This is a genomic window from Paenibacillus sp. O199, assembly GCF_001636635.1.
Taxonomy (GTDB): domain Bacteria; phylum Bacillota; class Bacilli; order Paenibacillales; family Paenibacillaceae; genus Paenibacillus; species Paenibacillus marchantiae.
In genome coordinates, this window is the sequence record NZ_LGRP01000004.1 from 223,566 (window position 1) to 236,460 (window position 12,895).

At 45.7% G+C, this 12,895-nt stretch carries 9 protein-coding genes and 2 tRNA genes; all 11 read left to right on the top strand.

What is annotated here, in order from left to right:
* The first annotated feature begins 214 nt into the window (after positions 1-214).
* The 11 genes from A6049_RS08350 to abc-f all read left to right on the top strand — a co-directional run bounded on the left by A6049_RS08350 (position 215) and on the right by abc-f (position 12,853).
* On the top strand, positions 215-754 hold the full coding sequence (locus tag A6049_RS08350; protein WP_024628322.1) for a peroxiredoxin: 540 nt from the start codon (positions 215-217) through the stop codon (positions 752-754).
* 357 nt (positions 755-1,111) lie between these two features.
* The gene (locus A6049_RS08355) at positions 1,112-1,528 is read left to right on the top strand and encodes a hypothetical protein (RefSeq protein WP_024628323.1); all 417 of its coding nucleotides are present in this window, start codon (positions 1,112-1,114) and stop codon (positions 1,526-1,528) included.
* 443 nt (positions 1,529-1,971) lie between these two features.
* Positions 1,972-3,075, top strand: a complete 1,104-nt coding sequence (locus tag A6049_RS08360) for an ATP-binding protein (RefSeq protein ID WP_063564200.1) — start codon at positions 1,972-1,974, stop codon at positions 3,073-3,075.
* A 127-nt stretch (positions 3,076-3,202) separates the two neighbouring features.
* On the top strand, positions 3,203-4,171 hold the full coding sequence (locus A6049_RS08365) for an AAA family ATPase (RefSeq protein WP_063564201.1): 969 nt from the start codon (positions 3,203-3,205) through the stop codon (positions 4,169-4,171).
* A gap of 3 nt (positions 4,172-4,174) precedes the next feature.
* The gene (locus tag A6049_RS08370; protein WP_063564202.1) at positions 4,175-5,290 is read left to right on the top strand and encodes a DUF58 domain-containing protein; all 1,116 of its coding nucleotides are present in this window, start codon (positions 4,175-4,177) and stop codon (positions 5,288-5,290) included.
* The gene (locus A6049_RS08375; protein ID WP_063564203.1) at positions 5,287-6,603 is read left to right on the top strand and encodes a hypothetical protein; all 1,317 of its coding nucleotides are present in this window, start codon (positions 5,287-5,289) and stop codon (positions 6,601-6,603) included. The genes A6049_RS08370 and A6049_RS08375 overlap by 4 nt, the downstream gene beginning before the upstream one ends.
* A gap of 83 nt (positions 6,604-6,686) precedes the next feature.
* Complete coding sequence (locus A6049_RS08380) at positions 6,687-7,643, top strand: aldolase catalytic domain-containing protein (RefSeq protein ID WP_063564204.1); 957 nt, start codon at positions 6,687-6,689, stop codon at positions 7,641-7,643.
* A 401-nt stretch (positions 7,644-8,044) separates the two neighbouring features.
* Positions 8,045-10,171, top strand: coding sequence for a bifunctional diguanylate cyclase/phosphodiesterase (locus tag A6049_RS08385; protein WP_063564205.1), 2,127 nt, complete (start codon positions 8,045-8,047; stop codon positions 10,169-10,171).
* Positions 10,172-10,313: 142 nt separating this feature from the next.
* A tRNA-Pro gene (locus A6049_RS08390) sits at positions 10,314-10,387 on the top strand.
* An 11-nt stretch (positions 10,388-10,398) separates the two neighbouring features.
* A tRNA-Gly gene (locus A6049_RS08395) sits at positions 10,399-10,469 on the top strand.
* A 491-nt stretch (positions 10,470-10,960) separates the two neighbouring features.
* Positions 10,961-12,853, top strand: coding sequence for a ribosomal protection-like ABC-F family protein (gene abc-f, locus A6049_RS08400; RefSeq protein ID WP_063564206.1), 1,893 nt, complete (start codon positions 10,961-10,963; stop codon positions 12,851-12,853).
* Positions 12,854-12,895: the final 42 nt, after the last annotated feature.

Consider the following 12,895-nt stretch of genomic DNA (forward strand, 5'->3'; position numbering starts at 1 on the left):
TATGATTTTTGCCACGAAAAATCCTTATTTATAATTATTATAATAAAACAACGATTATAATCTTGACTTTGAGAAGTCCGGATGATAACATTTTACTTGTACTTGTTATCAAGTAACAAACCCATTTTAATTACAGGAAAAGCGTTCTCGTTTTTCTTGATGATGAGCATTCAATGTGAGTGCTTACATAATCCCAAAGGAGGAATTGTTAGTTATGGCAGAACGTTTGGTTGGTAGACCCGCACCGGATTTTGCAATGGAAACAGTATCGGGAGATGGACAAGACTTTGGTTCCGTAAAACTGTCCGATTATCGTGGCAAATGGCTCGTATTTTTCTTTTATCCTTTGGATTTCACTTTTGTGTGCCCAACTGAAATTACAGCTTTGAGTGATGCTGCTGAGCAATTCAAAGCTTTGGATACTGAAGTTCTTGGCGTGAGCGTTGACTCCGTACACAGCCACAAAGCTTGGATCAATACACCTAAAGACAGCAATGGTCTTGGTCAATTGAACTTCCCACTTGCTTCCGACATCACGAAACAAGTTGCTAAAGATTATGGCATTTTGATCGAAGAAGAAGGCGTTGCACTGCGCGGCTTGTTCATCATCGATCCAGAAGGCGAATTGAAATACCAAGTCGTTAACCACAATGATGTAGGCCGTAGTGTTGAAGAAACACTTCGTGTACTGCAAGCTCTGCAATCCGGTGGATTGTGTGCAATGAACTGGAAACCAGGCGACAACAACCTGTAAGCCTGATTGAACTTGAACGTTTATTGTTCAAGCCCTCATCCCTCATGGGATTGAGGGCTTTTTGCACCCTTTTGCGAGAATATAAAGCCTAAAGGAAGAAAAGTGTTTAAACAGGGACGTAAACGTGGTAATGATGTAATAGAAGAAAGCCTTCATTTTATCTCTGGAAAGAGGAATCGAAGGGCCTTAAGGCGAATAGGGTATGGAAACCCGGTAAATATTCCGGTGCTCTGCATTTATAATTTGTACATGAATGTGATACACTGATGGAACTATTCCTTTTTCGGAAGTGCTTGAAGTGTACGGGACTGCTATCCATTAAAAAGTCTCGGCACGTTATAAGGAGGGTGAACAAAAATGAGTTACTGTTGTGGGGCAAGTATGGTGGGAACAAAGGGCACGCTGAAGCATTACCGCACCCAGGTTCATAATGTTCCCCTGCTGTTTTGTCCGGTGTGTCACCGGGTAGAAGTGCATTATAAAGTGGAAAATGAATATGAAATTTTGGCTGAATATGCGCATGGAGATGGTGCGTCGGAGATTGATTTTCAAGATTACGTGACGGAAGACGAAGATGCGATTTTTGAAAATTGCGTGAATCGTGAAAGCGAGGATGCTATGGTCATTGTGCAGCGTCAGATCGACATGTCTCTGGATCTACTTCGTCTTGCCAAGGAAATGAAGGATGAGAAGTGGGAAAGTGAACTTAAGCGTCGCTTAGCCGTCATGAGTCAGCGCAGACTCAAAATTCAGCATAACAAGAGTGGACTATAGATTGAATTTAATTATTTAAAATTTAAACTATACAAACGGAGCTTATTCGCTAATCGAGCGAATAAGCTTCGTTTTTGTTGTATATAGAAACTAATTCACGGTTTTTCTTAAAATAATTTCCATTCGACACTTTCTCCGATTGACTCCCTTCTATAAACTTGTCTATGATAAAAACAGACTTGCAAAAGAGGCGGAGCAAAAAATGTTCGTGTTTGGGAATAGGAGAAGGTTAGAATGGAACAGACGTATAATGTTTTCCGGATCGACTCTTGGTTACCCGGAATAGACCAGCTTGGGTTCCGGACATGCCATCCATATTTTCGGCTCAGCCCCCTAATGAAAGGGCACCGGTAATGAAAAATAAAATCGGCCCTTCCTGTTTCTGTGATGATATGATGTCCGAATGGCAAGTTTATCATTTACGTGAAAAGGAGGAACCTGACATGATTAGTGAATTTCAGGATACAGTGCCTCGACCAACGAATGGATTCCCGCCTGTACATCTGGATAACAACAAGTATGAGAATGTCCTGGAACATCTGGATAGCGGTATAATGTTGTTTGACAGTAACGGTGTATTGACGTTTATTAACGTTCAAATGGCAAAATTGTTGGAGCTTCCTAGGAGTCTATTGAGCGGCTGCACCCTGATGCAAATGCTGCATCATCCACAGATGAGCCGATTCAAGAAAAAGAAAATTTTACGCATCTATCGAGAAACTATCTTTCATCGTAAGCGCTATCATGAATTGATTGACGAGTATGGCAGGCATTGGCTGGTTACAGTAACGTACGGGGATCAGATGGATGGGGACTTCCTCTTCAGTGTGAAGGATGTTTCCGATTATAAACAGATTGAGCAGACCGCTTATCAGAATGACAAACTTGCAATGTTGGGGCGGATTTCGGCATCGATTGCCCATGAGATTCGCAATCCTTTGACGGCTATCCGCGGATTTATCCAGTTGCTTCGTCCTCATTTGTTGCAATTGGGGAAAGACGAGTACGCTCGAATCATTCTAACGGAGATTGACAGGGCGAACGACATTATCTACGAATTTCTGAATTCCTCGAAACCGTCAGCTCCTCAGAAGACCATTATTTCTGTTAACTCTTTGCTCAAAGAGGTGGTCTTGCTGACAGAAAGCGAAGGATTGATGAAGGGGTGCGAGATCACCCTGGATGAAGCAGAAGTCCCGTTAAATGTGTCCATTGATGTCAAACAGATTAAGCAGGTAATTTTGAATATGGTTAAAAACGCAATGGATGCCATCGAGGATGTGGGCGAAGAGCATACTGGCTTGATTCAGATCTCTACGGGAACCGAGAACAAGTATGTGCAGATATCCATTGCTGATAATGGACAGGGAATGGACCACAACACCCTTGTGCGCCTGTTTGACCCGTTTTTCACCACCAAGGAGAGCGGAACAGGGCTGGGACTTTCCGTGAGTTACCGCATTATCAAAAATCACGGAGGCAATATTTCTGTGGATAGCAAAAAAGGGGAAGGCACCCGGTTCATCATTATGCTTCCCTTGGTGTAAACACAAGAGTAATGCGAACAGGAATTGGCTAACCCGCCGATTCCTGTTGTTTTTTGTTGGGGCGATTAGGGTTATAGTTAGAATGAATGCGAATACATAGCTCAATTTACGGGAGGAAGAACCAATTATGAATATCCAGGGAATGGAACAAATGAACAAACAGCTAATGGACCATGTAGGGAAGATCATTGTGGGCAAAGACCATACGATTGAGCTTGTGATGACAGCAATCATTGCCTCAGGGCATGTCCTGCTGGAGGACGTACCCGGTACGGGAAAAACCATGTTGGCCAAATCAGTAGCCTCTTCACTGGACTGTACCTTCCAGCGTATTCAGTTCACACCGGATCTGTTGCCATCCGATTTGACAGGTATTCATTTTTTCAACCAAAAAGAAGGTGACTTTGAATTCAGACCTGGCCCCCTGTTTGCCAACTTGGTGCTGGCAGATGAGATTAACCGGGCTACACCGCGTACCCAATCCAGTTTGCTGGAGTGTATGGAGGAACGGCAGATCAGTATTGATGGTTCAACCAGACAGCTGGAACGACCATTTATCGTCATTGCCACACAAAACCCGGTAGATAACCAGGGAACTTTTCCATTACCCGAGGCACAGATGGATCGTTTCATGATGAAGATCCGAATGGGCTATCCAAGCAGTGAAGAAAGTGTAGAAATTCTGAGACGTACGGTAGCGAGCCTTTCTGTTGCCGATCTGTCCGCTATCATTAGTCGCGAGCAGCTGCTTGAGGCACAGAGCACTTATACATCGGTCCAAATCGACGAAGATCTATTACGATATATTATCCGTCTGACAGAAGCGACTAGGCAGCATCCCGAGCTTTCACTGGGCGTAAGCCCACGAGGAGCTCAGGCGTTGCTCAAGGCAAGTCAGGCCTGGGCTGCTTTACATGGCAGAGACTTCGTTCTCCCTGATGATATTAAATTATTGGCGGAGCCCGTGTTAGCCCATCGGCTTGTATTCCGTAACCGGGTGAGACAACAAGAGGGCTTGGCGGAGCGTATTATTCAGGAACTTCTGAGCCAGATTGAAGTGCCGACGGAGAATCTTGCTACAGGCAGCGGGCGATAACATATGGCATTACTATGGCTTGTCGTTGTTGGAGGCATTGTTATTGGAGTACACGGCATATGGTTCGGCCGTCCGGCTTTACGCAAGCTAAAGTATACCAGACAGTTCAGCAAAATGCGTTGTTACGCCGGGGATGAGCTGGAGATGGTTGAGACGATTGCGAATGAAAAACGAATATCGGTTCCATGGCTCAGACTTGAAGCTATGATGCCAGTTTCATTTGTATTCCGTTCCGGCTCAGGCATGGATATCAGCCAGGGAGATATTTATCAGAATCATAAAAGTATCTTTACTTTGAAACCGTTTACCCGTATTACGCGCAAGCATCCTTTTGTATGCAGTAGACGTGGGATATACATGTTAAACACCGTAACCATGACCGGAGGGGACTTGTTCGGCCTTTGGCGTACCTCGAAGCCAATTCCCGTGCATCTGTCGATGGTCGTATATCCTTCACTTGTTCATGCGGAGGATCTGCCTGCGATCTATCAGGTATGGCAAGGTGAGGTTGAGGTATCCCGTTGGATTGTTGAAGATCCCTTTCTGATTCTCGGGGTACGACCGTATGGTGCGGGTGATCCGATGAACCGTATTCATTGGAAAGCAAGTGCACGCACGGGAGAATTGCAGGTTTATAAGCAGGGATGGACTGCGGACCCTCAATCCTGGATTGTGGTTAACATTCAGGAGTCAGCAGACATGTGGAGTGTCGTTACCCGCCCCGAGATGATCGAACGGGCACTCCGTTATGCGGCAACAGCCGCGGTAGATGCAATTGGAAGAGGGTTACCCGCAGGATTTGCTCATAATGGCTACCGTGTAAGTGGAGGGCGTAATCCATTACGGATTGAGCCAGATTACGGCAGTCCTCATCTGGAAATGTTACTGGAAGCTATGGCAGAGACGGAGCTGAAATGCATGGTTCCCATGGAGCAGTTCCTGAGTGATGAGGTCGAACGGAATGAAGAGGCTCAGCAGGTTCGCAGTTATCTCTTAATTACGTCCTATGTATCTCCAGCTATGGAACATGAAATTGCGCGTTTGCATGAGCAAGGCCACCGTGTGACCATACTCCCCGTAGAGGGCGGGAAAAGCGATTCCAAGGCGGTGAGTGCATGAATGAGTCCAACAGCAACAATACCAAGGAAAAAGTACTTTTATCCTTGTCGGCCGTTCTGTTGATTGGGGTATATTTCTATCCGCTATTAACGCTTACTTCTCTCTATGCAACGGGACATTTTCCATACACATTAATGGCTATCTTTGTTATTGCTGGCTGGTTAGGTCAGTGGGTACAACACAGGTTACCAACCATCAGTGAAAAAAACACGTTTATTCGATGGGGTGCAGCGTTGCTTATGGGGCTGTTGGTCTCGTTGGTTATCGCACTAGTGTGGGCGTTTCCTTTACCTGATTTGCTGACTGCAGTGATATGGGGTGTAATTTCAGCCTATATTGGGTTGAATTTTCAACCTGTTTTCCGTTCGATTTTGATTTGGCGCTTGCAGATTTGGGGTGTAGTCAGTGCAATTGTGCTTAGTGGGGCGGCCAATGGAATTGAATTCATGCAACCTCTTCGGGCTTACACCGGAACCATATATGCAGCGGGAGTAATCAGTTTTGTTGGCTGGTTGGTAGGCCAATACAGTGTGCAGCTGGATCGGGCGATATTAAATGATGGCTCAAAAAGGATCGTGTTACGTGAGTTTGCCCGGGCGAATCATCAGCGTCTGTTATGGATGCTGATTGTGATCGCAGGAATTGGTGCTTTTCCCAGTCTTGTTGCTTGGCTAGGACCACTGCGTGACCGTCTGCTTGCTTGGATCAGAGGTTTAATAGGCTCGAGTTCCAATCAGGAGCCGCCGAATACGCCTACAGCTCCAAATGAACCGCCAATGATACCTGAAGGAATGGAACCGGCAGGGGAGCCCTCTATTTTCTGGGATATCCTGGGGTGGGTCGTCATGGGGGCTGTCGCAGTTGTGATCTTGTGGCTTATCCTGCGTTTGGGTCAGAAGGCGATAAACAAACTTATGGAGCGTTTCAAAGGGCTACTGCAGCCCGGTCAGAAGAAGGTAGAACCCCGGACGGAGTATGTGGACATTAGCGAAACGTTAGAGGCGCCTGCAAAAACGCGAAAATCCTGGTTCCGCAAGAAGGAGTCGCTGCCCTCACAGGAAGCTGAACGTGTTCGATATTATTATCGAAAGTGGATTGACAGAGCTGCACACCGGGGCGTGGATATACAGGGTGCACATACGCCACTGGAGGCTGCGGAGACGATTGTTCAGCATGGGGTCAGAGAAGATGATCAAAAGCTCTCTGTAATGCTACCAGATACCTATAACGCTGTACGCTATGGGAAGAAATCTCCAGATGATTCCGAGATGAGTGAGATTGATCGGATATGGAAATCTTATCGAAGTAAATAAGTCGGGAATCCCTTTACTTTTCTTGTTACGTTCAAGTATCATGAGAGGAATACACAAGTTGGTCAGAAAAGGAGCAGACATTAATGAAGACAAATCATTGCAAAATAGTAGATTGTACAATCCGTGATGGTGGATTAGTAAATAACTGGGACTTTAGCGTGGACTTTGTTCAACAGCTCTATGCTGGATTGAATGAAGCTGGCGTTGATTATATGGAAATTGGATACAAAAACTCACCTAAGCTCTTGAAAGGTGCAGAAGAAGCAGGTCCATGGCGTTTTCTGAATGATGATTTCCTGCGCAAAGTAATTCCGCAAAAAGGAAATACCAAACTGTCTGCACTCGTTGACGTTGGACGTGTGGACGAGAATGACATTCTGCCGCGCAGCGAAAGCATGCTGGATCTGATCCGTGTAGCTTGTTACAGCAAAGATGTAGACAAGGCACTTGCTCTGGTTCAAACATTCCACGATCGTGGATATGAAACAACGCTGAACATTATGGCATTGTCTAATGTTATGGAAAATGAACTGTTGGAAGCTTTTGAACTGATCAAGGAAAGTTCTGTGGATGTTGTATACATAGTAGACTCCTATGGAAGCCTGGATCATAACGATGTGAAATATCTGGTGGAGAAGTTCAAAACTCATCTGCCGAACAAACGTCTTGGCGTTCACACACACAATAACATGCAACTGGCGTTCTCAAACTCGTTGGTAGCAGCTGAGCTTGGCGTTGAACTGCTGGATGCTTCCGTATACGGTATGGGACGTGCTGCAGGAAACTGTCCTACTGAACTGCTCGTTGCTCATTTGAAAGGCACAAAATACAACCTGCGTCCAGTACTGGGTGTATTGGAGCAATTGATGGTCCCTCTCCGTGAAAAAGAAGAGTGGGGTTACATTTTGCCTTATATGATTACAGGTACATTGGACGAGCATCCTCGCTCGGCGATGGCACTGCGTTCGTCGGAAGACAAAGACAAGGTTGTTGATTTCTATGATAAATTGACAACACCAGAAGTGAATTTTGACAAATAAGCTTGTTGCATAATTCTTGAGATTGACTTCAAGTCAACAAGAGATGGATCTAATACGACTATAACTTTAGCGCATTAGCGTTTTAAGTCGAATGATGCACATGTGGCGAAAATTAGTCTAAAATACAGTTGCAAATCAAAAAAACATGGACTCCAATGAGGAGTTCATGTTTTTTTAGTTCTTATTGCCTTGTTTTTCTACATATCTATGAATAAATATTCCTAGGAGTGCTTATTTTTTTGTTCACGTCTGCGGAAATAAATGTTATTATGTACCAGATAGCATGTATTCGCATGTGAATTGAACGTTGGTAGATGTAAAAATGTCGAATATTGTAACAATGTAAATTTATATCGTTAAAGTTATTTCAGGATAGGTGATCCCGGGAAGGAAAACACGGCATGAAGGCTAATCAGCAAGATCAGAGAAAAATAGGTTGGGTCGCGATAGGCGGCTTATTGTGTTTCCTCGCAAGTCAATGGTTTCGTTCCTCTGCAAGCTCTGATCTGATCATATCGGGTTACCCGGTTTTGACACTCTTGGGTGGCTTCGCTGCAGCAGCGGCCTGTATCGGCATTTATAATCAAAGCTGGTTATTTCAGACTCAAAGACTGACCCTCCGAAGGGTCCTTATGACTACACTGTTTTTATTAATTGGTTTATTTGAACTGGTTCACATCGTTTCTTTTGCCGAAGAAATGCCGAATGGCGCAATGGTGGAATCAGAATTCTCGCTGAAGATGATGTCGCTGGGATCTCTTGTTTGTGCGGCAGGTTTGCTGTTCATATATGCAGTTAGCGAGAGGGAAATTGCGTTACCACGCAAATTTTTACTCTTCAGCGGAACACTCGGCATTTTTGTTGTTTTGTATACAGTGGCTATTCAGGAATGGGCTGTACTGCCGAACTTGCTGGTGGGCAATGTACTTGGAGGCATGTTTACCCGAATTCATTTTCTGATCGGAATCCTGTATGGCGTGACTGCTGTTGTGTTATTCGTTCAATGGAAAAAAGGCAAAGATGGTGATCTGCCTACCATCCTTTGTGCAATTCTCTGTTTCATCTTTGGAGAATGTTACTTTGTCTCTGCTACGAAGATTAATGATCTCAATCTGTTGCTAGGTCTGTTAAGCGATTGTTTGGGTTATTTCTTCATCCAGAAGGGACTGTATTCGTCTGTGGTGGATACGCCTTTCCTCAAACAACAGGTGGCTGAAGCTAAAATGAACTTTATTGCTCACCATGATGATGTGACAGGGCTGCCGAATCGCCGTCGTCTTTCTCAGCGACTGAAAGTGATGATGAATGCAGCTATGGTAGAGGAGCAGCTTGTTGGAGTCTTGGTATTGAATATTAATCGGTTCAAAACGATTAATGATTCGTTGGGCCAACAAGCGGCAAACCGTGTACTTCGTCAGGTTGGACAGCGTTTGAATCATTCTTCGCTCCCGGGAGAGGAAGTGTTCGGACTGGGAAGAGATGAATTCGTACTGACAATGACAGACTTCTGCACAACAGATACGGCGTTGCGACGGACAAGATCGATCTTGCAACTGTTCGAAAAACCTGTAACGGTGGATGGGAACGAGTACCATCTCACGTTGGGTATTGGTATGGCGATATTTCCGCATGACGGAGACTCACCGGAAGAGATCATCCAAAATGCGGATACGGCGCTGCATAATGCCAAAGAGCAGGGAATAGAGCTAAACCGATATGCTCATGCGATGCAGATGAAAGCCCAAGAACGTTTGCAGCTTGAGAATGATTTGCGCAAAGCGTTGGATCGAGGGCAGTTCTATCTTGTGTATCAGCCGCAGGTTAATCTAGCTAGTGGTTTGATTGTGGGTATGGAGGCTTTGGTACGTTGGCAGCATCCGCTGAGAGGGTCAGTATCCCCTGGGGAATTTATTCCTCTTGCGGAGGAGAGTGGGCTGATCGTGCCACTTGGAGAATGGGTATTGCGTGAGGCCTGTGCACAGAACAAGCGCTGGCAAGAAGCAGGTTACCGCAAGCTGTGTGTATCGGTTAACCTGTCCATGAGACAATTCAGACATTCCCATCTGCTGGACAACATCAGCGGCATTCTCAAGGAAACAGGCTTGGAACCTGTGTGGCTTGAGCTCGAGATTACGGAGAGCATGACGTTTGACAAGGATCGTGCGTTTGAGCAGTTGCGCAAAATCAAGGAAATTGGTGTGCACATCAGTATTGATGATTTTGGTACAGGGTACAGTTCACTGCACTATTTGAAAGATTTGCCGATTGACCGCCTCAAGATTGACCGTTCCTTTGTCAATGAAGTGATGGAGGACAGCAATAACGCGGCAATTGTGTCGACCATTACGTCGATGGCTCATCACCTGCAGTTGAAAGTGACGGCTGAGGGCGTTGAAAATGAGGACCAGCTTTCATTTCTTCGTGATCAGCATTGTCATGAGGCTCAAGGGTACTTTTTCAGCAAACCCATTGTGGCAGCCGATTTTGAAAAAAAGTTTTTGAGAGATGTGGATAAACCCACGGGGTAAGGATAGACAGGGGCGTGGACACGCTTCTGTCTTGTTTTGTTTCGAAAGGTTAGAGGGAAAATGGTAAAAAGAAGTTGCAAGCATTGGATGATCATGGTATATTAATTTTGTAAAATTCATGTTAATGTTCCTCGGAACTTGACGGGACGTAGCTCAGCTTGGTAGAGCACCTGGTTTGGGACCAGGGGGTCGCATGTTCAAATCGTGTCGTCCCGATCGTCATTCGCGCGGGTGTAGTTCAATGGTAGAACTTTAGCCTTCCAAGCTAATAGCGTGGGTTCGATTCCCATCACCCGCTTAACTAATGCAACACCTGAAATCCTTGTGAAAACAAGGGTTTTTTCTTTTTCTAGAAGTTAGTTAGCGTATTTTAAGTCATGTTTGAATGGAGAATATCACTGACTCCAAATTCAAAACCTTTGCTTTTTCCCCATCATCTGGTACAATAACGGAGAAATCGATACTACACATGAATGAGAGGTAACCATACGTCCCATGAAGTAAAACACATGAATTGAACCCCAGTAACTGCAGAGAGTTTACGACGCAGTCAGCCAAAAAGCGGCTGAGCAATGAGGGGATTCGTGTGTCCAAATTCAGCTATGGGATCAGGTATGGAAACAGGCAGGCTGTTCTGGCTTTGCTTGTGTGTACCCTTTTAAGGGTTCTTTGTTCATACCGTGGAGTATCTTATGCTTGTTTTTTGACGCTTTATCCAATCCTGAATTGCCTACCGCCGGCTGATGCCAGCGGTTTTTTTATTTTGAATTGCAGGAAGGATGAGGCCTCATGATGACATTGGTACGCCTACATGAAGTATCGAAAGAGTGGAACGGGAATGAGTTGTTTGCAGGATTGAATCTCGAAATAAATGAAGGTGAGCGGCTCGCCATTCTAGGTCGCAACGGCTGTGGCAAGACCACCTTATTAAGCATCATACTTGGAGAAGAAGAGGGTGGTGGACGCATCGAACGTCACATTCCGCAGCAGGAGTGGGGTTTCATGCGCCAGCGCTCATTGATCAAGCCTGAGATGAATGTGCTTGATGCTGTCCGGCAGGAAAGTGGACGGATTTACGAAGTAAAGCGGGACCTGGAATTACTGGAACAACGGATGAGCAACAGTGGAGCGGCAGATGAGCAGCGGCTGCTCGAAGCTTATACGATAGCGATGGAGCAATATGAGCAATTGAACGGGTATATGTGGGAGACTGAGGTAGAGAAGGTACTGACTCGTCTGGGGTTATCGTCGGAACATTGGAATCGGCCGTATCATTCTTTGAGTGGTGGGCAAAAAACGAAGGCCCGTCTCGCAGGATTGCTGGTCAGTAAACCCAAATTTCTGATTTTGGATGAACCGACGAATCATCTGGATGAAGAGAGCATGCGCTGGCTTGAAGAATGGCTTTCGGCCTATGCTGGAACATTGTTGTTTGTTTCTCATGACCGGACCTTTATTGATCAGGTCGCAACGGGTGTCATTGAGTTTAGTCCGGATGCACTGACCAAATATAAAGGTGGTTACACTGATTACAAAGGCCATAAGAAACGCGAATTACGTGAGCAGGAAGCAACCTATCGCAAGCAGGAGCTGGAACGGAAAGCGCTAGAAGAGACGATCCGCAATTATCAGCAGTGGTTTCATCAGGCTCATAATTCAGCAAGCGATGTGGAAGTGAAAATAACTCAGAGCTTTTACAAAGCGAAAGCCAACAAGAACATTTCCCGCTACCATGCCAAGCAAAAGCAACTGGAGCGCCTGGAGAAGGAACGCGTGGATAAACCCCGCGAAGCTGCAAAATTGAACATGGAGCTGCAGGTGAACACGCTGGCTGCCCGCCAACTCCTTGCACTGGAAGACGTTAGCTTTGCTTATCCGGGGAGCCCGACATTGCTTCACCATATCCGGATTGCAGTCGAACGTGGAGATCGTCTTGCCGTACGTGGTCCGAATGGCACAGGCAAGACGACACTGCTCAAACTGATGATTGGAGATCTGGAACCATCCCAGGGCAAAGTGACACGTCATCCACAACTGAAGATCGGATATTTTTCGCAAGAGCTTGAGGGGTTACCGGAAAGAGAGACACTTCTGGACAGTTTGCTCAGTCTTCCATCCATGACACAAAGTGCTGCACGTACCATTCTCGGATGCTTTTTATTCTCAAGAGATGATGTGTTCAAGCGTATTGGGGATTTGAGTATGGGAGAGAAGTGCAGAGTTGCATTCCTGCGGTTGTACTTCGGGGGATCTAATGTACTGGTGTTAGATGAACCGACCAATTATCTGGATATTGACACACAGGAAGTGATGGAGAATATATTGAAGCAGGCATCCGGAGCACTGGTACTCGTATCCCATGACCGTATGTTGACCAAAGTACTCGCCAGCCGCTTGCTTGATTTAGAACCCGGTGGGAAGGCTACACTGTATGAAGGCGGAGTGGAGGACTGGGAGCAATCCATCAATCTGCGAGAGTCTGCCCTTGAGGTTCGGGAGTCAGATGATGAACGGCTGCGGCTTGAAATGCGTTTATCCGAATTGTTATCTCCCATGAACAGTGGGGGCAATGATGTGTTGACTAAGCCTGATGATGTAATTGAACGGGCGGCTGAAGTTGCCGAGGTTCGCGAAATTCAGCGTCGTTTGAAACAGTTGCACGAGCTGCGAAAACAGAAGTAATCGATTGACGAAGCTTATGCCGTTTTACTTTTTGGCTTAACG